This window comes from Paraburkholderia antibiotica, assembly GCF_012927125.1.
GTDB classification, from domain to species: Bacteria; Pseudomonadota; Gammaproteobacteria; order Burkholderiales; family Burkholderiaceae; genus Paraburkholderia; species Paraburkholderia antibiotica.
In genome coordinates this window covers 39,627-59,854 of the sequence record NZ_JABBFZ010000016.1, presented here as the reverse complement: position 1 = coordinate 59,854, position 20,228 = coordinate 39,627, and the positions used below count along the sequence as shown (strand labels likewise).

The following is a 20,228-nucleotide window of genomic DNA, read 5'->3' as shown; positions in this document are numbered from 1 at the left end:
AGGGGCGCGCCGGGTGTGGCATCGAAGTTGCGTTCTGATGGCGTTTCCTGGCGCTTCGCGCGCCGTCACGCGATACTGCGTCTGCGGATACCGTATCCGCGCGACGAAGCGCGGGGCCTTTCACACTCATCGACGGAGCGACCATGACAGCACTTCCGAATACGAGAGACGCCCTCGGCGAATCCTGGACCAGCGCGAGCCGCCGCGCGCGACGCATCGCCCGCCACAGCCGCCACGCCGCCGAAGATATCGCGGTCGAACTGCGCACGCTGCTGTCGGAACTCGAATCGACGCTCGCGGACGGCACCCAGGCCGACGCCGTCGAGTTGCGCGGCAAGCTGCGCAAGCAGCTCGACTCGGCGCGCTCGCGCCTGAACGACACGCGCGACGCAATGCGCGAACGCGCGGGCGTCGCCATCTCCGGCGCCGACGACTACGTGCATGAAAACCCGTGGCAGACGATTGCGATCGTCGGCGGCCTTGCGCTGATTGCCGGTGCGCTGTTCGCGTCGCGCTCGCGCTGACGTCAGGCCACCTCGCGCCGACCTCAGGCGCCGACGTAACGTGTGCTCGGCAGGTGACGACAGGCGGCCCGGCGAGGCCGCCTAGTTATCGTCGATCACGAAGAGCCGCTGATACTCCTTCACCGCGTAGCGATCCGTCATCCCCGCGATGTAATGCGCGATCAGACGCGGCTGGCGCGCCGTCTCGGCCGCCTGATAGGCGGGCGGCAGCAGCCGCGGGTCATCGGTGAACGCGTCGAACAGCCCGACCACCACGCGGCGCGCCTTGTTGGCCATGCGCATCACCCGATAGTGGCGGTACAGATTCTTGAACAGAAAGCGCTTGAGCGCCGCGGCCTGCGCGGCGATCGTGTCACTGTGCGCGACCAGCGGGGGCGCGGCGCGCACGTCGTCGAGCGAGGCCGGCGCGTAGCGAACCAGGTTGAGCCGCGTCGTCTCGATCAGATCAACGATCAGCGTATTGATCACGCGCCGCACCGTCTCGTGAATCAGCCGGCGCCCTTCTATCTTCGGGTAGTCGACTCGCGCGGCCTCGTAGTGGGTCTGCCAGAGCTCGACTTCGGCAAGCTGTTCGAGCGACAACAGGCCGGAGCGCAAACCGTCGTCGACGTCGTGATTGTTGTACGCGATCTCATCTGCGACATTGGCGATCTGCGCTTCGATCGACGGCTGCCGCCCTTCGAGAAAGCGCTCGCCGAGCGCGCCGAGCCGCCGCGCGTTGTCGCGCGAGCAATGCTTGAGGATGCCCTCGCGCGTTTCGAAGCAGAGGTTCAGGCCGTTGAACGCACCGTAGTGCTCTTCGAGTTCGTCGACAACCGCGAGGCTCTGCAGGTTGTGCTCGAAGCCGCCGTGCTCGCGCATGCATTCGTTGAGCGCGTCCTGGCCGGCGTGGCCGAAAGGCGTGTGGCCGAGATCGTGCGCCAGAGAAATCGCTTCGACGAGGTCTTCGTTGACGCGCAGATTGCGCGCGACCGAACGCGCGATCTGCGCGACTTCGAGGCTGTGCGTCAGGCGTGTACGGAACAGGTCGCCCTCGTGATTGACGAACACCTGGGTCTTGTATTCGAGCCGGCGGAACGCGGTCGAATGGACGATGCGGTCGCGGTCGCGCTGGAATTCGGTGCGCGCGCTGGGCGCGGCTTCCGGATAGCGACGTCCACGCGACTGACTCGAATGCGCGGCGTACGGCGCGAGATGCGCTTCGAGCGCCTCCTGGGTCGGCGCGGCAACGGCCGCCGGCTCGGCGGCGGCATCGGCCGGGAAATCCGCGGCAATGGCAGTGGCGCTGCTTGCGCCGTGGGCGGCCGCTACGCGCGCCGCCGGGTCATGCTTGAGGTCGTCGCTGCGCCTGTCAGTCACCAGGTTCTCCGAAACATGGACGGCGCCTCGTCACGCGGGTGCGCGCTGCGCGGCAGCAAAGCCGCGCCACGTCTAGACGGCGGCCGCCAGTGTCGCATGCACCTCGGCGTCGGGCGCCCGAGTGATCAGCGTCTCACCGAAACGCTTCAACAGAATGAACTTGATCGCGCCGGCTTCCGCTTTCTTGTCGACCTGCATCAGTTCGACGTAACGGTCCGCGCCGAGTGCCGGCGCGCGGGTCGGCAGATGCGCGGCGAGCACCACGTCGACGAGCCGCTTGCGCGACGCTTCGTCGAGATGGCCGAGGCGCACCGACAGATCCGCCGCCATCACCATCCCACAGCCGACTGCCTCGCCGTGCAGCCATTCGCCGTAGCCGAGCCCGGCTTCGATCGCATGGCCGAACGTGTGGCCGAAGTTGAGGATGGCGCGCAGGCCGCCTTCGCGCTCGTCCTGCGCGACCACCGACGCCTTGATCTCGCACGAACGCTTGACCGCCTCGGTGAGCGCGGCCGGTTCGCAGCGATTGAGCGCTTCGATATTGGCTTCGATCCAGCTGAAAAACCCGGCATCCGCGATCGCGCCGGTCTTGATGACCTCGGCGACGCCGGCCGCCAGTTCGCGCCCGGGCAGCGTGCGCAGCGCGCCGATGTCGGCGATCACCGCCTGCGGCTGGTAGAACGCGCCGATCATGTTCTTGCCGAGCGGGTGATTGATGCCGGTCTTGCCGCCCACCGACGAATCCACCTGCGACAGCAGCGTGGTCGGCACCTGAATGAACGGCACGCCGCGCATGTAGCAGGCTGCGGCAAACCCCGTCATATCGCCGATCACGCCGCCGCCGAGCGCGATCAGCGTGGTCTTGCGATCCGCGCGCGAGCCGAGCAGCGCGTCGAAGATCAGATTCAGCGTTTCGAGATTCTTGTGCGCCTCGCCGTCCGGCAGCACGACGGTGGACACCTGCTTGTTCAGCGGCGCGAGCGCCGCGCGCAACGTGTCGCCATAAAGCGGATCGACCGTGCTGTTGGTGACGATCGTGACCGAGCTGCCGGCGATGTGCGGCGCGAACAGCGCGGTCTGGCCGATCAGATCGGCACCGATATGGATGGGGTAGGCGCGCTCGCCCAGTTCAACGTTGACGGTGATCATACGGTCCATTATGACGCAGGATGTTTGGCGACGCCGGCCATCTCGAGCTGCATCAGAACCATGTTGACGAGTCCGTTGACCGAAGGCCGGCCGGTTTCAATCACGAAATGCGCACATTCGCGATACAGCGGATCGCGCACCTCGTACAGCTGTTCGAGACGCGCCTTCGGGTCTTCCGTCTGCAGCAGCGGGCGATTCTTGTCGCGCCGCGTACGCAGCCACAGGTCGTGCGGATTGGCCCGCAGATAGATCACGAGGCCGCGGCTTTTCAGGGCTTCGCGGTTTTCCGGCCGCAGCACGGCGCCGCCGCCGGTCGCGAGCACGATGTTGTCGCGCCCGGTGAGCTCAGAGATCACGCTCGCCTCGCGGTCGCGAAACCCGGTTTCGCCCTCCAGCTCGAAGATCACCGGAATGCGGGCGCCCGTACGCGCCTCGATTTCATGGTCGGAATCGAAGAACGGGCGCTCGAGACGGCGCGCAACCGCCCGACCCACAGTGGTTTTCCCTGCCCCCATGAGCCCTACGAAAAAAACATTGGCGTGTGCGTCCCGCGCTTGCAACGGTGTCCTCTGGCTAATCCGGTGTAGTTCGTGCCGCAGCTTACTGGCAAAGCGGCTGCCTTGTCGAGCCTGCGTGCCGCCGGAGGCCGGCGGCACGGGTTGGCCTTGATGTGCCCCAATCATGTGACCCAATAACGTGCCCTAATTTTCGCGCACCACCCGCGGCGTGATGAAAATGGCCAGTTCGGTACGCTGGTCGCGATGGGTCCGGTTGCGAAACAGCGCGCCCAGAACCGGTATTTTTCCGAGGATGGGCACCCGATCCTCGTCGTCCCGGTCGTCGGCCGCGTAAATCCCGCCGATCGACACCGTACCACCATCGTCGATTTCGACGCGCGTTTGCACGTGCTTGGTGTTGATCGCCGGCCCGGCATCGGTCTGTTCGCCGACGCTGTCCTTCGCGACGTCGAGATCCAGCACCACGCGGCCGTCCGGCATGATCTGCGGCTCGACCTCCAGTTTGAGCGTCGCGCGGCGAAACTGCACGCCCGAGACGCCCTGCTGGACCTTGGCCTGATACGGCAACTCGGTGCCCTGCTCGACGACCGCCTTCATCCGGTCAGCCGTGACGACGCGCGGACTGGAAACGATTTTCCCACGTCCCTCGGCCTCGAGCGCCGAAAGCTCGAGGTTCAGCAGCCGCGTGGCACCCGCGGCGAACAGCGTCAGGCCGGCGGTCGCGGCGTCGAAGCCGGAGATCGGCCGGGCCGACAGATCGTAGACGGTGCCGTCCGAGCCGCCGGTCAGCCCCCGCGCGGTGCCGTCCGCGCTGGTGCCCGCGAGCGAGAGCCGGACCCCGAGATTGCGCGAAAAACCATAGTCGCCCTCGACGATCTGCGCCTCGATCAGCACCTGGCGGGTCGGCCGGTCGACGGCGACGATCAGCGCCGCAATCTGGTCGAGCCGCCCGGCCAGATCGGTCACGAACAGCAGATTGGTGCGCGGATCGGCGGTAACCGCGCCGCGTTTGGACAGCACGCGCTGCGTGCCGGAGCCGGTCAGCAGGCGCCGCACGTCCTCGGCATGTGCGTAATGCAGCTCGAAGGTACGGCTCGCGAGCGGTTCGAGGTCCGCGGCGCGCGCGTGCGCTTCGAAGCGTTGGCGCTCGCGCGCGGCCAGCTCGGCGGCCGGCGCGACCCAGATCACGTTGCCGTGGCGCTCCATCGCCAGATTGTTGACGTCGAGCAGCGTGTCGAACGCCGTGCGCCACGGCACCTTGTCGAGCCGTAACGACACGGCGCCGCGCACTTTGTCGCTGGCGACGATATTGAGGCCGGTGAACTCGGCGAACGCCTTGAGCACGGCGCCCAGGTCGGCGCGCTGGAAGCTCAGCGAGATCGGATTGTTGCCGGCCGGCAGGCCCGCGTCGGTGTTATTCGCGGCGTCGCTCAGGCGTTTGGGCGGCGGCAGCGGGACGGGCGGGCCTTCGAGCGCGGGCGGGCTCGTCGGGTCGTCGCGCGCTGCGGCTGCGGACTGGCGAGACGTCGACAGCACGGGGCCATTGGGGTCCAGCTCCGGAACCACACCCGGCGCGAGACTCGAAGGCAAGCTCGTTTGGGTCGCGTCGGCGTCCTGCGGCAGGTTCGCTGCCGCATCCGGGGCCGCGCCGTCGCCGAACGGATTCGCCACGTCACTGATGCCGCCACGCGGTAGCGGCGCCGTCTCGTACGTATCGTCGGTGGAGACGGTCCGGTCGTTGAGTGCCACGTAGGCCGGCAACGGCGGCAGCAGCGGCGCCGTTGACGCCTGCGCAATGCCAGCGCCGGACAACGCGCCGACATAAAGCCCCATCCAGCAGCCCACATTGCGTGCGACGCTCGCCCCGCACGCGTCCCAGCGCTTTCTCAAGCTCGTCATGAGGCCTCCATCAGCGTCAGCGTGCGCGTCGCGCCGCCGTTGGCGAGCGTGATGCCCTGCGCGTCGAGTTGCGTCACCCGCTCGACGCCCAGTTGCTGTCCGGTCGCGACCGTCGTCGCGCCATCCGGCGTGTCGAGCAACGCCAGCCCGCGCGTGCGATCGCGCAGCAGGCCGACGAGGCGCCATTGGACGGCATCGGCCGAAACGTCGCCGGCGGACATCTGCGGCTTCGCGAACGGGTCGAAGAACACGACGTCTTCGTCCTCGTCATCGTCGTCCGCCTCGTCGGCATCGAGGCTCGCGCCGGCGTTCGTCTGGCTAGCCTCGGGGACGGGCCGCAGCGCGTCGAACACGCGCAGCGTCGCGCTCATCGTCAGCGCGCCGCCGTCCTGCCTGACGGTCACGTCGACGGGAACGATCAGCACCGGCAGTTGCGTGAGGCCGTGAAAGAACGCCATCAGATGAACGAAGTCGGTGCGCGCGGTGAGTTGCAGCGGACGCATCCGCTCGATACCTTCGCCGCTCGCCGTACCCGGCTCCACCGCGAGCAACGCGACGCCGCTTTGCGTGGCCAGTTCGGAGACGATGCGCACGTCGTCGGCGGAACGCCACGGCATGGTGGCCGAAGCTGCGGCCGTGAACGTAGCCGATAACGTCGCGGCTTCACGGCGCAGCGACGGTAGCTGGGCAAGCGCGTGCTGCGCGTCCGCGAGACGCTGCATGCTGGCCGCGAGCGCGGCGCGACTCGCGTCGAGACCCGACATATCGGCGGTGCTCCAGCCGTAGGCGCCGACGCCGAACACGAGTGTGGCCAGGAGCGCCGCCACCGTCCAGCGACGACGCCCGCTCCACGCTTCGAGCGGCAAACGCGCGCGTCTGAGCCAGCGCGAAACACCGGCTGACGTAGGCGCCATGCCGACGGGGGCAAAAAAAGTCGTGCTCATCGTGCACCTCCGGATTGTTCTGATCGTGCGGACTTCGACGCACGCGCCGCCGTGGACATGGAAGCGGAAACGGCCGCGGCCCCAACCTGTCGGGCAGACTTCGGCGGCGGCTCGCCCCAACGCAGCCGCGCGCCGAACTCGATCGGGCCGCCCACCGCCTTGTCTGCTGCTTTGTCTGCTGCCTTATCTGCCGCCTTGTTGGCCCCCTTGCCCGCCGCCGCGCCACCACGCGCCGCCACTGGCCGATGCAGGTCGCGCATCTCCGCGCCCTGCACGCCGTGAACCGCGCCGAGCCGCTGCAGCCACTCGGCCGACGCGAGATGGCTGCCCGACGTCGCGAGCAACTCGGTCTCGTATTCGCGTTGCCGGAACTGCCGCAGCACGACGCCATCGCCAGGCTCGTAGCTGAGCGCCTCGAGCAGATCGCGCAGATGGGCGAGCGGCATCGCGAGACTGGTTGCGCGCACAATCTTGCTGCGCTGCTCGTCACGCACGCGTTGCCACTTCGCATGCTCCGCGAGCGGCGTCGCAAGCTGCGCGAGCGCCTGTTCGGTCGCCGCGCGCCGCGCTTCGAGCCGCGTCTTCGCCAACGCCTGCCAACCGGCCAGCGCGAGCACCGCCGCAGCGCCGACGCACGCCGCCACCGCCCAGTCGCGCAGACAGCGCCGCCGCGCGAGCCGCGCATCGCGCTGCCGGTACGGCAGCAGATTGAAGCCGCCCAGCCACGGCTCGACGACGCGCCGCTCACGCGTCGTGGCAGCCGCGCCAGTCCCAAACGGAAACGCAAACCCGCGCATCATTCGAGCACCCCGCGCAACGCGAGCCCGAACGCGACCGCACCGGCCGGCTCGTGCAGCAACGCGTCTTCGAATGGCTGCGCGCGGGTGGCCAGCAGCGCGCATTCGAACGGCAGCACGGAACAACCGAGCACGTCGCCGATGTCGGCGAGCGAAAAGCCGACGCCGTCGAGCAGATCGACTTCGCCGCCGATCAACGCGCAGTCGAACTCCGGTCCGTGCACGAGATCACGCAGGGCATCAGCGAGGTCGGAGTGCTCGGGCGCCGGGTAGCGCATCTCGGCGAGGATTCCGCCATCGACGATGCGCCAGCCGTACACGCCGTCCGAGCCAATCCACAGCGCCGCATACGGCTCGTTCGGATCGAGCTCGCGGTTCGCCGCGTAACGCAGCGCGCGCAGTGCCGCGTGCGGCTCGCCGTCGATCGCAGACAGCGAAATGCCCGCCGTCGCCGCGCACTCGATCCGCGCTTCGAGATGCTGCCGCGCGGTCGCGGCAATCGTCACCGAACGCACCGGCGACGGCGTTTCGTCGACAAACCAGTCGACCGCAAGCGCGTGCCGCTCGATCCCGGCAATGCGCTCCGCTTCGCCCATCACCGCCGGCGCGAGTCCGGCCAGCGCGGGACCGCCGTCCTCGTCCTCGCAGTAACTTTGCGCGGCGAGCTGCGCGAGCGGCACCGTCGTCGTCAGCGTCGCCGACGCGGGCATCGCCATCGCGCAGCGCAGTGCCTGACTCGCGCACACCTGCGGCAGCCCAGCGAACGCGTCGCGCAACGCACGAGCGACTGCCTGCCGGTCGACGATCTCCGTGCCCGTCATCACACCGGGCGCCAGCGGCACGGTGCTCATGTATTCGAGACGCAGCGCGCCACGCGCGCGCGAACGCCGGCTCAGTACCACCAACCGCACGCTTTGCGAACCGAGATCGATACCGGCGGCGAACCGCTGCCAGCCCGCCTGCACTGTCTGAAGCCACGAATTTGCATAGGTCATCACGCCCTCCCTTCGACTCGCGCAACGAACCATTTCGAACGCGAGTGACGAGCGATCATTGTCGGCAGACGGGCGTCTGAACGACATTCAGCCAAACGGCCAGCGCAGTGCCGAAGCCGCCCCGCGCGACATCAAACGGACTACAGTGGGGACTACAGCGAAGTCGTGACCGCGCCGCCCCGCACGCGCCATTCGTAAGCAGGACGAAAGCTGAAATGCGAGGCGGCTATAATCGCGGGACTGTTTTTCCGGTATTCCTATGCAAGCCACGTCTCCTACGTCCCCGCCGCCCGCCCCGAAAAAGCGCAAACGCCCGTTGTGGCAGAAGCTCGTCCTCGGCTTTGTCGGGCTGATCGTGGCGGGCATCGCATGCGTGGCGCTGCTGCTCGGCTACGCGCTCGTGGTCGCGACGCCGAACCTGCCCTCGCTCGATGCGCTGACCGACTACCGGCCCAAGGTGCCGCTGCGCATTTACACCGCCGACCACGTGCTGATCGGCGAATTCGGCGAGGAGCGGCGCGATATCGTGCACATCCAGGACGTGCCCGACAGTCTGAAGAAGGCAATCCTCGCGATCGAAGACGCGCGCTTCTACGATCACGGCGGCGTCGACCTCACCGGTATCGCGCGCGCCGGCTTCGTCGCGCTGACCAACGGCCACGCCACCCAGGGCGCGAGCACGATCACGATGCAGGTCGCGCGCAACTTCTTCCTCTCCAGCGAGAAGACCTACACGCGCAAGATCTACGAGATGCTGCTCGCGTACAAGATCGAGTCGAAGCTGACGAAGGATCAGATTCTCGAGGTGTACATGAATCAGATCTATCTCGGGCAGCGCGCGTACGGCTTCGCGAGCGCGGCGCGCGTGTACTTCGGCAAGGATCTGAAGGACCTGACGCTCGCCGAGTCGGCGATGCTCGCGGGGCTGCCGAAGGCGCCGTCCGCGTATAACCCGGTCGTCAATCCGAAGCGCGCGAAGGTGCGTCAGGAGTACATCCTGCAGCGCATGTACGAGCTGCACTACATCACCGAGGAGCAGTACGACGATGCGCGCCGCCAGCCGCTCGTCGTCAAGGGTCTCGGCAAGGAGTACAGCGTGCACGCGGAGTACGTCGCGGAAATGGTGCGGCAGATGATGTACGCGCAGTACCACGAAGAGGCGTACACGCTCGGCCTGAACGTCGTGACCACGATCGATTCGGCCGATCAGGACGTCGCCTATCGCGCGCTGCGCAAAGGCCTGATGGACTACGAGCGCCGTCACGGCTATCGCGGACCGGAAGCGTTCATCGACCTGCCCGCCGACGCCGACGAGCGCGAACAGGCGATCGACGACGCGCTGCTCGAACATCCCGACAACGGCGAAATCATCGCGGCGGTCGTCACCGCGGCGAGCCCGAAGCAGGTGCAGGCAACGTTCATCGACGGCAATGTCGCGACGATTCAGGGCGACGGCCTGCGCTATGCGCAGTTCGCGCTCGGCACGCGCGCGCAGCCGAATCAGCGCATCCGGCCCGGCGCGATCGTGCGGCTCGTGAAGAACGACAACGGCGACTGGTCGATCACGCAGTTGCCGCAAGTCGAAGGCGCGTTCATTTCGGTGGTCCCGCAGGACGGCGCGATTCGCGCGCTGGTCGGTGGCTTCGACTTCAACAAGAACAAGTTCAATCACGTGACCCAGGCGTGGCGCCAGCCGGGATCGAGCTTCAAGCCGTTCATCTATTCGGCGTCGCTCGAAAAGGGGCTGGGACCGGCCACGATCATCAACGACGCGCCGCTCTTTTTCAGCGCGGCCGAAACCGGCGGTCAGGCGTGGGAGCCGAAAAACTATGGTGGCGGCTTCGACGGTCCGATGACGATGCGCACCGCGCTGCAGAAGTCGAAGAACCTCGTGTCGATCCGCATCCTGAACCAGATCGGCACGAAGTACGCGCAGCAGTACATCACGCGCTTCGGCTTCGACGCGGATCGTCACCCGGCCTATCTGCCGATGGCGCTCGGCGCGGGTCTCGTCACGCCGCTACAGATGGCGGGCGCGTTCTCGGTGTTCGCGAACGGCGGCTACCGGGTCAATCCGTATCTGATCGCCGAAGTCACCGATCAGCGCGGCATTGTCGTGTCACGGGTGCAGCCGCTGGTGGCCGGACAAAACGCGCCGCTCGCGATCGAACCGCGCAACGCGTACGTGATGAATAGCCTGCTGCAGAGCGTCGCGCAGCACGGCACGGGGGCGAAGTCCAATTCGCTGAAGCGCACCGACCTCGGCGGCAAAACCGGCACCACCAACGATTCGCGCGACGCCTGGTTCGCCGGCTATCAGCACACGCTCACCGCGATCGCGTGGATCGGCTACGACAATCCGCGCAGCCTCGGCGACAAGGAAACCGGCGGCGGCCTCGCGCTGCCGGTGTGGATCGAGTACATGGGACGTGCGTTGAAGGGCGTGCCCGAGTACAAGATGGCGCGCCCCGACGACGTGACCGAAATCGGCTCGGAGCTGTATTTCGATGACTTCACGCCGGGACATGGCTTCGTCTCCACGGTCGGCGTCAGTCAGGCGACGCTCGATGCAGAAGCTGCGGCGAACGCCGCGTCGGTCGCGCCCGAACAGGTCGGCGAGCAGGAGAAGCAGGACATCATGAATCTGTTCCGCGGGCATTGAAGCCGAGGCGACGCATCGACGCGTCAGCGTCTCGCCAGAAAAGAAAAAAACCGCCGCGTTAGGCAAACGCGGCGGTTTTGTTTTTGGGGGCGGTGCACGGCGATTTACGCACGGCTTCGATGTCCACGCACGCCATCGCACCACGCGCATGATGCCACGGCCACATCCATCGTCACACGGCCGGAATCCGCACCGGCTCGCCCGCCTGCTCGCTCGCATATTGCGACAACGCCGAGAAAAACTCCGAGCCGCCGCGCGTATCGCGCCATTCGCCATCGATGAAACGGAAGTGGAAACCGCCGGCTTTCGCGGCGATCCAGATCTCTTTCATCGGCGGCTGGAGGTTGACGATGATCTTCGTGCGGTTCTCGAATTCGATCGTCAGAACGTTGCCGCTGCGCTCGAGTTCGATGTCGGCGTCGGTGTCGTCGAGCGCGCTCTCGATGGCGGCCAGCACGGCTTCCGCACGGGTCAGGTAATCACTATCGGACATGCTAAACTCCATCGATTATTCATTCAGGGACAGTCATGCGAGTCGTATCTCGGATGCGCGCGGCGGCGCCCGGCCGCGCGATTGTAGCGGTTTTAGCCATTCTCGCAGGTTGCGCGCTCGCCGGTTGCGGCCAACGCGGCTCGCTTTATCTGCCGACCGTACCGCCGCTGCCTGCCCCGCCGGCACATCGCACGCAAACGCCGCCGCCGGATCAAACGCAACCGGCTAACGGTAACGCAACAGGTAACGCTGCCGACATGGGCTCGATCCCGGACACCTCCGGCACGCCGCTCACGCTCGCGCCCGAAGAGCAACTCGCCACGCCGCCGGCTTCCGCCGCGTCGGGCCCGGCGGCACCGCTGCCCGCCTCTGCTGCCCCTCCCGTTCAATAAGACTTTCGCATGACTCGATCCGTATTTGACTACGTCGACGGCGTGTTGCACGCCGAAGGCGTATCCGCCATTTCCCTCGCCGAGCAGTTCGGCACGCCGCTCTACGTCTATTCGCGCGCCGCGCTGACCGCCGCATGGAATGCCTACGCGGGCGCCTGCGCAGGTCGCCGCGCGAGCGTGCACGTGGCCGTGAAGGCCAACAGCAATCTCGCGGTGCTCAACGTGTTCGCCCGACTCGGCGCGGGCTTCGACATCGTCTCGGGCGGCGAGCTCGCACGCGTGCTCGCGGCCGGCGGCAAAGCAGAAAACACCGTGTTTTCAGGGGTCGGCAAGCAGGCGGGCGAAATGCGCGACGCGCTCGCGGCGGGCGTCAAATGCTTCAACGTCGAATCGATTCCGGAACTCGATCGCCTGAATGCAGTGGCGGGCGAGATGGGCAAAAAGGCGCCGGTGTCGCTGCGCGTCAATCCGGACGTCGACGCGAAAACGCATCCGTACATCTCCACCGGTCTGAAGTCGAACAAGTTCGGCGTCGCCTTCGAAGACGCGCGCGCGACCTATCAGGCCGCCGCCGCGATGGCGAATCTCGAGGTGGTCGGTATCGACTGCCATATCGGCTCGCAGATCACCGAAGTCGCGCCGTATCTCGACGCGATCGACAAAATGCTGGAACTGGTCGAGCAGATCGAACAGGACGGCATGACGATTCGCCATATCGACGTCGGCGGCGGCCTCGGCATTACCTACGACAACGAAACGCCGCCGGAAATCGGCGAGTTCGTGCGGATGGTGCTCGATCGCATCGAGGCGCGTGGTCACGGCCATCGCGACGTGTATTTCGAGCCGGGCCGCTCGCTGGTCGGCAATGCGGGCGTGCTGCTCACGCGCGTCGAATTCCTGAAGCCGGGCGCGGAAAAGAACTTTGCGATCGTCGATGCGGCGATGAACGATCTCGCGCGCCCCGCGATGTACGAGGCGTATCACGGCATCGAACCGGTCGTGCAGCGCGACGTGCCGGCACACGTGTACGACGTGGTCGGCCCGGTCTGCGAAAGCGGCGACTGGCTCTGCCGCGAACGGCTGCTCGCGGTCGAACCGGGCGACCTGCTCGCGATCCGCTCGGCCGGCGCGTACGGCTTCGTGATGAGCTCCAACTACAACACCCGTGGGCGTGCCGCGGAAGTGATGGTGGATGGTACACAGGCGCATGTGGTTCGTGCGCGTGAAGAGGTCCAGCAATTGTTCGCGGGCGAAACGATTCTGCCGGCGTAAACGTCATGTGAGAGCGTGGCGTCCGATCCGGATGCCATGCCCAATGAAAAAGGCGAGGCCATCACGGCATCGCCTTTTTTGTTTTGCGCCCGACCCTGCGGGCCGAACCACCGCTCACCGTCAGCGTCGCGGTGTCTGCGCTGCGCGCCCACGCAGCCACACGATCAATCGCCACCCCAGCAACGCAATCATGATCGCGCCGTAAATCTTCGGCAGCAACAGATCGTGCTTGCCGGCCTTCATCCACCAGAAATGCAGGATCGCGAGCGCGCCGATTGGATAGATCGCGCGATGCAGCGTCTGCCAGCTTCGTCCGAGCTTGCGCACCATCGCGCGCGGCGACGTCACGGCCAGCGCGATCAGCAGCACGAAGGCCGCGAAGCCCACGGTGATGAACGGCCGCTTGCCGATGTCCTTCAGGATCGCCGCGAGATCAAACCACTTGTCGAACCACAGATACGTGGTGAAGTGCAGCGTCGCGTAGAAAAACGTGTAGAGCCCGAGCATGCGCCGGAAGCGCACGAACGCGGCGATGCCGGTGAGACGACGCAACGGCGTCACCGCCAGCGTGATGCACAGGAACACGAGCGTCCACAGGCCGGTCGAGCGCGTGATGAATTCGATCGGATTCGCGCCGAGCCGGTCGGTCAGACCGAACAGCACGAGGCGCGCGAGCGGATACAGGGCCGCGATAAAGACCGCGATTTTCGCCGGCACGACCCAGCGCGCGCCGCCGGCGGAGCGTGGCGTCGGTGCCGCCTTCGCGCGCGTACCCGCCGTCACGCGCGCCGCCGCGGGGTCGTTGCGGGGAGCCGGTTGCGTATCGGAAGCCATCGTCGCCGCCTCAGAAGTTCTTCTTCAGGTCCATGCCCTGGTACAGCGACGCGACCTGATCGCCGTAACCGTTGAACATCAGCGTCTTGCGCTTCGGCGTGAAAAAGCCGTCTTCGCCGATACGCCGTTCGGTCGCCTGGCTCCAGCGCGGATGATCGACGTTCGGATTCACGTTCGAATAGAAGCCGTATTCGTTCGCGGCGTAGGTGTTCCAGCTGGTCGGCGGCTGCTTCTCGACGAAGCGGATTTTCACCAGCGACTTCGCGCTCTTGAAGCCGTACTTCCACGGCACCACCACGCGCACCGGCGCGCCGTTCTGGTTCGGCAACACCTGACCGTAGACGCCCATCGTCAGCAGCGTCAGCGGATTCATCGCTTCGTCCATCCGCAGGCCTTCCGAATAGGGCCAGTCGAGCACTGGCGTGGACAGTCCCGGCATCTGCGACGGATCGGCGAGCGTGATGAACTGCACGTACTTCGCGTTGCCGGTCGGCTCGACGCGCTTGATCAGCTCCGCGAGCGGCACGCCGATCCACGGAATCACCATCGACCATCCTTCGACGCAGCGCAGCCGGTACACACGCTCCTCGAGCGGCGCGAGCTTCAGCAATTCATCGATGTCGTACACCTTCGGATTTTTGATCGCGCCCTCGACGCTCACTTTCCACGGCCGTGGCCGCAGCGTGCCCGCGTTCTGCGCGGGGTCGGATTTGTCGGTACCGAACTCGTAGAAGTTGTTGTAGGTCGTGATGTCCTTGAACGGCGTGATCTTGTCGAGCGCGACGAACTTCGCGTTGGTCTTCGCCGCGAGCTTCTGCGCCTTCGGGTCCGGCGACGTGTACGCGGCGAGCGCCTCGCCATTCACGCCGATCAGGCTGCCGAGCGCCATCGCGCCGGCCGCCTGCAGGATGCGCCGGCGGTTCTCGAACACATGTTGCGGCGTGATTTCGCTGCGCGCGATGTCATCGCCGGTCAGTTGAATTCTGTCGCTTCGCTTGATCCACATCGTGCTGCTCCTTGCCGGGTCGCCGGGATGTACCGCCGGCGGCCGCTATCTGATGATCGTCCGTTCGGACGCGTCTGTCATCCATGAAAACTTGCGCGGGTACTCGATCGGTGAACACATGGACGCAACGAATATTCCGCCAGTCGTGAAAAAACCGCCGGTGCGAATGCACGCGGCGGTTTTTTGTCGGTTCAGGTTCGGCGTAGCGGATTACAGCTTGCCGTAGCTATGCAAACCCGACAGGAACATGTTCACGCCAAGGAACGCGAAGGTCGTCACCAGCAGACCGGTCAGCGCCCACCATGCGGCGACCGCGCCGCGCAGCCCCTTCATCAGGCGCATGTGCAGCCACGCCGCGTAATTCAGCCAGACGATCAGCGCCCATGTTTCCTTCGGGTCCCAGCTCCAGTAACCGCCCCATGCTTCCGCGGCCCACAGCGCGCCGAGAATCGTCGCGATCGTGAAGAACGCGAAGCCGACTGCGATCGACTTGTACATCACGTCGTCGAGCACTTCGAGCGCGGGCAGACGGTCCGCCAGCACGCCGCGCTCCTTCGCCAGATACGCGACGGCCACCATCGCCGACAACGCGAAGCTGCCGTAACCGATGAAGTTCGCCGGCACGTGGATCTTCATCCACCAGCTTTGCAGCGCCGGCACGAGCGGCTGGATCTGCTGCGCGTCGCGCGCCACCGAATACCACATCAGGAAGCCGACTGCCGCGCTGATCACCAGCAGCACGAACGCGCCGAGCGCGCGCGTGTTGTAGTGCTGTTCGTAATACAGATAGAACAGCGCGGTGATCAGGCTGAACAGCACGAACACTTCATACAGGTTGGAAATAGGAATATGGCCGACGTCCGCGCCGATCAGGTACGACTCGTACCAGCGCACCATCAGACCGACGAAGCCCATCAGCACCGCGGCCCACGTCATCTTCGAGCCGATCGCGGCGCCCGTCGGCGAGCGCGACAGCAAGCCGATCCAATAGAACACGGTCGCGAATACGAACAGCGCGCTCATCCACAGGATCGCGGACTGGCTCGACAGGAAATACTTGAGGAAGAACGCGTTGTCGGCGCGGCTCAGATCGCCCTGGTAAATCTGAATGGCCAGCAGCGACAGCGCGGCGATCCCAACCATCAGCGGACGCACCGGCTTCCAGCGCCAGCCGAGCACGACGAACACCGGCACCGAGCACACCAGCACCAGCTTGTCGTAGTAGTTCATGAACGGGTGATAGCGCGACAGCGCAAACCCGGCGCCCGCAACGAGCAGCAGCGCGAACAACCAGTCGACGATGCCGAGCCGTTTCAGGAATGGCCGGTCGTCGTATTGCGCGAGTTCGGGCAAAGCGCCCGCGAACGCCTTGTCGGCGTGCTTGGCGGAGGAGGATGAGGAAACCTGAGTCAAGTCCATGATCTTACCGGGTCGAATCCTGTGAGCTTGCGTGCGGCGCGGCGGCCTGAGTGGACGAGCCGGCGGCGTCGGCTGCTTCGATGAGTTTCGCGCCCAGCGCGGCGCCCACGGCGTCGCGCGTCTGGACGAACTCCTTTTCGAAGTCGAGCGTCTTGCGTGCGCTCGACATCGCCATCACGACGTTCGTGCCGTGGTCGGTATCCTTGAGCCAGAACCACAGCCGCCGTTCGCGGACGTAGAACATCGAGAAGATGCCCAATACGAGAAGCAGGCTGCCAAGATACACGACTTTCTTGCCCGGCGCGCGCGTCAACTGAAATACCGAAGCTTGCACCTGCTTGAAGGAGTCAAGCTGCAAATAGACCGGCGATCCGTACAGAAAGCTGTCGGATATCGCATTCAGCGAACTCTGGATGAAGCGGCTCGAGTCCGCGTTGGCCACTGCGGCGGGCTCGCCATGCTGCTGCCGCGACAGCTGCCACAAATCCCACGTCACGCCTTCCAGCATGCGCAGCAGCAGGCCCGCGGCCTTCTCCTGCTCGCCCTTCGGCACCGAACGGTCGATAAAACCGGCGATCGCCTGGAAGCCGCCGAGCGTCTCGCCGTTCGGCATCTTCATGCTGGTGTCGGCGCCCGAGAAAAGGGTCAATACGCGCGATGCGCTTTCTTCCAGATGCTGCTGCAGATCGGGATTCGAGCCCGGCACCGAGCGTTGCGCGAACTGGTGAGCGGCCGTCGCGCGCATCGCCGGGTCTTCGAGCGTCGCGCGCAGGTTCATCCATTCGTTCAGCGTGCCGCCGCTGTCGGCGGGGATGCGCAGGTAGCGGAACGGATCGTCCGGATTCAGGCGCATGCCGGCGAGGAACATCTTCTCGCCGTTGACGTCGACCGGCAGCATGTAGTTGTTGTACTCGCGCGCCTGGCCATCCTTGCCGCGAATCTTGTACTGCACCGACGGGCCGACGTTGTGCAGGTCGAGCGGCTTCGAGGTCTTCGCGCCGGAGCCGAGGCGCTCGTCGAACGCTTCCTTCAGCGAGCGGTGCGCGGCGACACCGCGCGCATCGTTCTGGCCGTTGCCATTCGAGATGTTTTCGACGTTGATCGCGCGGAAGTCGGTGAATTCGACGGTCTGGCCGTCGGCGAGCGGCGTGGCCGTGCTCAGCGGCGCACTGCCGCCGATCGTGCCGCCGAACGGCGCGGTCTTCGCGCTCGGACCGGACATCGGATACGCGGTCATCTGCATCTGCGAGCCGCCGTCCTGGAAGCTCGACTGATAGATCGACACGCCGTCGTATTCGAACGGCTTGTTGACCTCGACACGGGCCGGCACGCGTGCGCCGGTCTTGTGGTCGATCACGACGATATCGCTCGCGAACAGCTTCGGCATGCCGGTCGAGTAGTAATCGACGATGAACTTGTTCAGCTCGATCGAAAACGGCAGGTCCTGGATCAGCGAGCCATTAGGCTGATTCAGGATCGCGGTCGACACGTGCTGCCCCTCGGGCACCCACGCGTAGCCGCGGAACGTCGGGTTCGATTGCGACAGACGATGCTCGGGCGGAATCTCGCTGATCACCGTATTCGCGTTGATCGGCGACTTGTTGAAGAGCCACATCTGCAGCTTGATCGGCAGATTGCTGTCGAGCAGACCGCCGAGGCAGATCACCACGATCGCGAGGTGCGCGGAGATGTAGCCGAACTTGGTCAGCGCGCCGCGCTTCGCAGCGATCAGCGTCGCGCCTTCGGACTCGCGCGTGACGAACTTGTAGCCGAGCTTCGCCGACAGCTTGCCGAGCACCGCCGCGGTCTGCGCACGCGTGCCGTGCACCGCGAACTCGCCCTTGTGATGGAACGCGCGCAGGCTGCCTTCGCGAACCTTGTCCTTCCAGCTTTTCGCGTCGGCGAGCATCTTCGGCCCGTTGCGGATCACGCACAGCGACACCGACACCATCAGGAAGCCGAGGATCAGCATGAACCACCACGAGCTGTACACCGTGTAGAGGCTCAGCGCGCGGAAGATGTCCGCCCAGAACGGGCCGAACTGGTTGACGTAGTTGGGATACGGATCGTCCTGCGTGAGGACGGTCCCGATGATGCTGGCGATCGACAGAATCACGAGCAGCGCGATCGCGAAACGCATCGAACTCAGAAGCTCGACGGTGCTGCGCATGACGCGATTGCCCGACTTCGACTGCAAACCCGACGTGGTGACGCTCATTCAAACTCCGACTGAACAGCAAAAAAGGGTGAAGGGCTGTCGTAGGCACGACGCCCTCACCCTTTTCTTGTTTTTCACCGGCCTCGCCGGGCCGGTTGCATGACGCGTGCGAGCTGCTTAACGCAGACCCGCGATGTAGTCGGCAACGGCCTTGATTTCGTTGTCCGACAGACGCGATGCTATCGCATGCATCGCGTCGTTGTTATTACGAGCGCCTGGACCTTGCGTGAACGCGGTCAGTTGCGCCACCGAATACTCGGCCCATTGTCCCGACAGGCGCGGATACTGGATCGGAATGCCCTGCCCCGTGGGTCCGTGGCAGCTTGCGCAAGCCGGCACGCCACGATCCGCAATCCCACCGCGATAGATCTGCTGACCTTGCGCCACGGTGTTCTTGTTGTGCGCGTAACCCGGCTTCGGCGTCTGCGTCGAGAAATAGGCCGCAACGTTGATCATGTCCTGATCGGACAGCGCGGCAGCCATGCCCGCCATGATCGCATTGTTGCGCGCGGGCTGTTTCGCGCCCGGTTGGATCTTGAAATCGCGAAGCTGTTTGACGAGATATTCGGGATGTTGGCCCGCCAGCTTCGGATACGCGCCGCCGGCACTGTTGCCATCCGCGCCGTGACATGACGCGCATACCTGTACCGCGATTGCCTGCCCTCGATTGATGTCCGGCTTTGCCGGATCCGCCGCTCGTGCCTGAATTGCCAAACCTGAAAGACCTGCCGCTACATGAAGCACCATCAGAGTCTTGCACAGTCGATTCATTCGCACACCCTGTCTCGTCTTGTGGGATTTTAGAGGTTCTGCAAAGTACGACGACGGCGACCGAATGACCGCCAGGAGGCCCCCAAGGCACGTGGGGCCGCCCCTTCAGGTTTTCAGTAAACCCTCATATTGTACAATAACTCGCTAATCGCTTAGACGCCAGTCGGGCTTGACCCCATTCCCGCTGCGGGCTCCGCGGCGTCACCAATCTGGCTTCCACCATGCCCTTCCTGCTCCACGAATCCCGCTTCTTTACCACCGTCAATCATCTGCGTGACTTGCCGGCCACCGCACAGCCCGAGATCGCTTTCGCGGGACGTTCGAACGCGGGCAAATCGACCGCGATCAACATCCTCTGCAATCAGAAGCGACTTGCGTTCGCGAGTAAGACGCCGGGACGCACGCAGCACATCAATTATTTTTCGGTCGGCAAGGCCGATGACGTGACCGCCTATCTGGTCGACCTGCCAGGCTATGGTTATGCGGAAGTGCCGGGCGCAGCGAAAGCTCACTGGGAGGCGCTGCTGTCCACCTATCTGCAATCGCGCGCACAACTGCGCGGCATGATCCTGATGATGGATTCGCGCCGTCCGTTGACGGAACTGGATCGACGCATGATCGAGTGGTTCGCACCGACCGGCAAGCCGATTCACTCGCTGCTGACCAAATGCGACAAATTGACGCGTCAGGAAAGCATCAACGCGTTGCGCACCGCGCAGAAGGGTTTGGCCGAATACCGTGCCGCCGGCTATCGCGGCGAACTGACCGCGCAGCTGTTCTCGGCGCTCAAGCGCACCGGCCTCGACGAGGCGCACGAGCTGATCGAAAGCTGGTTGATTCCCGACACGGCGGGCGTAACGGACGAAACACCGAGCGCCGGTTGAGCGTCATCGGCACGGAAACCGCGCGCCGGCATCATGCGAGACGCGTGAAATGCCGGCATCAGCAGCGTGAAACTGCACTTTCCGTCCGCCCA

Annotated in this window: 18 protein-coding genes; 5 read left to right on the top strand and 13 right to left on the bottom strand. The window is 65.4% G+C overall.

The window, feature by feature from the left end; translation table 11 throughout:
• Window positions 1-143: 143 nt before the first annotated feature.
• A complete protein-coding gene (locus HHL14_RS23430) occupies window positions 144-524 on the top strand; it encodes a DUF883 family protein (protein ID WP_169499970.1) in 381 nt (126 codons plus the stop codon).
• Between the two features lie 81 nt (window positions 525-605).
• Here the strand turns inward: HHL14_RS23430 and HHL14_RS23425 are convergent, their stop codons facing one another.
• The 7 genes from HHL14_RS23425 to pilM form a co-directional block, all read right to left on the bottom strand.
• Window positions 606-1,799, bottom strand: a complete 1,194-nt coding sequence (locus HHL14_RS23425; protein ID WP_329601721.1) for a deoxyguanosinetriphosphate triphosphohydrolase — start codon at window positions 1,797-1,799, stop codon at window positions 606-608.
• Between the two features lie 156 nt (window positions 1,800-1,955).
• Window positions 1,956-3,041, bottom strand: coding sequence for a 3-dehydroquinate synthase (aroB, locus tag HHL14_RS23420; protein ID WP_169499968.1), 1,086 nt, complete (start codon window positions 3,039-3,041; stop codon window positions 1,956-1,958).
• Entirely contained in the window at window positions 3,041-3,592 is a 552-nt protein-coding gene (locus HHL14_RS23415; RefSeq protein ID WP_169500074.1) for a shikimate kinase, read from the bottom strand. Before HHL14_RS23415 ends, aroB begins: the two co-directional genes overlap by 1 nt.
• Window positions 3,593-3,733: 141 nt before the next feature.
• Window positions 3,734-5,449, bottom strand: coding sequence for a type IV pilus secretin PilQ (locus HHL14_RS23410; RefSeq protein ID WP_169499967.1), 1,716 nt, complete (start codon window positions 5,447-5,449; stop codon window positions 3,734-3,736).
• Complete coding sequence (pilO, locus tag HHL14_RS23405; protein ID WP_169499966.1) at window positions 5,446-6,393, bottom strand: type 4a pilus biogenesis protein PilO; 948 nt, start codon at window positions 6,391-6,393, stop codon at window positions 5,446-5,448. The genes HHL14_RS23410 and pilO overlap by 4 nt, the downstream gene beginning before the upstream one ends.
• The gene (locus HHL14_RS23400; protein WP_169500073.1) at window positions 6,390-7,190 is read right to left on the bottom strand and encodes a fimbrial assembly protein; all 801 of its coding nucleotides are present in this window, start codon (window positions 7,188-7,190) and stop codon (window positions 6,390-6,392) included. Before HHL14_RS23400 ends, pilO begins: the two co-directional genes overlap by 4 nt.
• Window positions 7,190-8,185: a type IV pilus biogenesis protein PilM gene (gene pilM / locus HHL14_RS23395; protein ID WP_169499965.1), complete on the bottom strand. Its 996-nt coding sequence runs from the start codon at window positions 8,183-8,185 to the stop codon at window positions 7,190-7,192. Before pilM ends, HHL14_RS23400 begins: the two co-directional genes overlap by 1 nt.
• 259 nt (window positions 8,186-8,444) lie before the next feature.
• On the opposite strand from pilM, the gene HHL14_RS23390 reads away from it, so the two are divergent.
• Window positions 8,445-10,847 carry a penicillin-binding protein 1A gene (locus tag HHL14_RS23390; protein ID WP_169499964.1) on the top strand — a complete coding sequence of 801 codons (2,403 nt, stop codon included), beginning with the start codon at window positions 8,445-8,447 and terminating at the stop codon, window positions 10,845-10,847.
• Window positions 10,848-11,019: 172 nt separating this feature from the next.
• On the opposite strand, the gene cyaY is transcribed toward HHL14_RS23390, so the two are convergent.
• Window positions 11,020-11,340, bottom strand: a complete 321-nt coding sequence (cyaY, locus tag HHL14_RS23385) for an iron donor protein CyaY (RefSeq protein WP_169499963.1) — start codon at window positions 11,338-11,340, stop codon at window positions 11,020-11,022.
• Window positions 11,341-11,375: 35 nt separating this feature from the next.
• Between cyaY and lptM the strand changes: the two genes are divergently transcribed.
• A complete protein-coding gene (lptM, locus tag HHL14_RS23380) occupies window positions 11,376-11,732 on the top strand; it encodes an LPS translocon maturation chaperone LptM (RefSeq protein ID WP_169499962.1) in 357 nt (118 codons plus the stop codon).
• A gap of 9 nt (window positions 11,733-11,741) precedes the next feature.
• Window positions 11,742-13,004 carry a diaminopimelate decarboxylase gene (lysA, locus tag HHL14_RS23375; RefSeq protein WP_169499961.1) on the top strand — a complete coding sequence of 421 codons (1,263 nt, stop codon included), beginning with the start codon at window positions 11,742-11,744 and terminating at the stop codon, window positions 13,002-13,004.
• Between the two features lie 120 nt (window positions 13,005-13,124).
• On the opposite strand, the gene msrQ is transcribed toward lysA, so the two are convergent.
• From msrQ to HHL14_RS23350, 5 genes are all read right to left on the bottom strand, one after another.
• Window positions 13,125-13,838 (bottom strand): protein-methionine-sulfoxide reductase heme-binding subunit MsrQ, encoded by a 714-nt coding sequence (gene msrQ, locus HHL14_RS23370; protein ID WP_169499960.1) that lies wholly within the window; start codon window positions 13,836-13,838, stop codon window positions 13,125-13,127.
• Window positions 13,839-13,848: 10 nt separating this feature from the next.
• Window positions 13,849-14,844, bottom strand: coding sequence for a protein-methionine-sulfoxide reductase catalytic subunit MsrP (gene msrP / locus HHL14_RS23365; protein ID WP_169499959.1), 996 nt, complete (start codon window positions 14,842-14,844; stop codon window positions 13,849-13,851).
• A 210-nt stretch (window positions 14,845-15,054) separates the two neighbouring features.
• On the bottom strand, window positions 15,055-16,263 hold the full coding sequence (gene ccsB, locus HHL14_RS23360) for a c-type cytochrome biogenesis protein CcsB (RefSeq protein WP_169499958.1): 1,209 nt from the start codon (window positions 16,261-16,263) through the stop codon (window positions 15,055-15,057).
• A 4-nt stretch (window positions 16,264-16,267) separates the two neighbouring features.
• Window positions 16,268-18,481, bottom strand: a complete 2,214-nt coding sequence (locus HHL14_RS23355) for a cytochrome c biogenesis protein ResB (RefSeq protein ID WP_169499957.1) — start codon at window positions 18,479-18,481, stop codon at window positions 16,268-16,270.
• A 117-nt stretch (window positions 18,482-18,598) separates the two neighbouring features.
• Window positions 18,599-19,252 carry a c-type cytochrome gene (locus HHL14_RS23350; RefSeq protein ID WP_169500072.1) on the bottom strand — a complete coding sequence of 218 codons (654 nt, stop codon included), beginning with the start codon at window positions 19,250-19,252 and terminating at the stop codon, window positions 18,599-18,601.
• 221 nt (window positions 19,253-19,473) lie between these two features.
• Here HHL14_RS23350 and yihA point away from each other — a divergent pair, with 221 nt between their 5' ends.
• On the top strand, window positions 19,474-20,136 hold the full coding sequence (gene yihA, locus HHL14_RS23345; RefSeq protein ID WP_169499956.1) for a ribosome biogenesis GTP-binding protein YihA/YsxC: 663 nt from the start codon (window positions 19,474-19,476) through the stop codon (window positions 20,134-20,136).
• Window positions 20,137-20,228 lie beyond the last annotated feature (92 nt).

Bases quoted from the DNA above. Each gene is read 5' to 3' on its own strand.
- HHL14_RS23355 (WP_169499957.1), bottom strand. From the start codon at position 18,481: ATGAGCGTCACCACGTCGGGTTTGCAGTCGAAGTCGGGCAATCGCGTC.
- msrQ (WP_169499960.1), bottom strand. From the start codon at position 13,838: ATGGCTTCCGATACGCAACCGGCTCCCCGCAACGACCCCGCGGCGGCG.
- ccsB (WP_169499958.1), bottom strand. From the start codon at position 16,263: ATGGACTTGACTCAGGTTTCCTCATCCTCCTCCGCCAAGCACGCCGAC.
- aroB (WP_169499968.1), bottom strand. From the start codon at position 3,041: ATGGACCGTATGATCACCGTCAACGTTGAACTGGGCGAGCGCGCCTAC.
- HHL14_RS23390 (WP_169499964.1), top strand. From the start codon at position 8,445: ATGCAAGCCACGTCTCCTACGTCCCCGCCGCCCGCCCCGAAAAAGCGC.
- pilO (WP_169499966.1), bottom strand. From the start codon at position 6,393: ATGAGCACGACTTTTTTTGCCCCCGTCGGCATGGCGCCTACGTCAGCC.
- lysA (WP_169499961.1), top strand. From the start codon at position 11,742: ATGACTCGATCCGTATTTGACTACGTCGACGGCGTGTTGCACGCCGAA.
- HHL14_RS23400 (WP_169500073.1), bottom strand. From the start codon at position 7,190: ATGCGCGGGTTTGCGTTTCCGTTTGGGACTGGCGCGGCTGCCACGACG.
- HHL14_RS23350 (WP_169500072.1), bottom strand. From the start codon at position 19,252: ATGAATCGACTGTGCAAGACTCTGATGGTGCTTCATGTAGCGGCAGGT.
- yihA (WP_169499956.1), top strand. From the start codon at position 19,474: ATGCCCTTCCTGCTCCACGAATCCCGCTTCTTTACCACCGTCAATCAT.
- cyaY (WP_169499963.1), bottom strand. From the start codon at position 11,340: ATGTCCGATAGTGATTACCTGACCCGTGCGGAAGCCGTGCTGGCCGCC.
- lptM (WP_169499962.1), top strand. From the start codon at position 11,376: ATGCGAGTCGTATCTCGGATGCGCGCGGCGGCGCCCGGCCGCGCGATT.
- pilM (WP_169499965.1), bottom strand. From the start codon at position 8,185: ATGACCTATGCAAATTCGTGGCTTCAGACAGTGCAGGCGGGCTGGCAG.
- HHL14_RS23410 (WP_169499967.1), bottom strand. From the start codon at position 5,449: ATGACGAGCTTGAGAAAGCGCTGGGACGCGTGCGGGGCGAGCGTCGCA.
- msrP (WP_169499959.1), bottom strand. From the start codon at position 14,844: ATGTGGATCAAGCGAAGCGACAGAATTCAACTGACCGGCGATGACATC.
- HHL14_RS23430 (WP_169499970.1), top strand. From the start codon at position 144: ATGACAGCACTTCCGAATACGAGAGACGCCCTCGGCGAATCCTGGACC.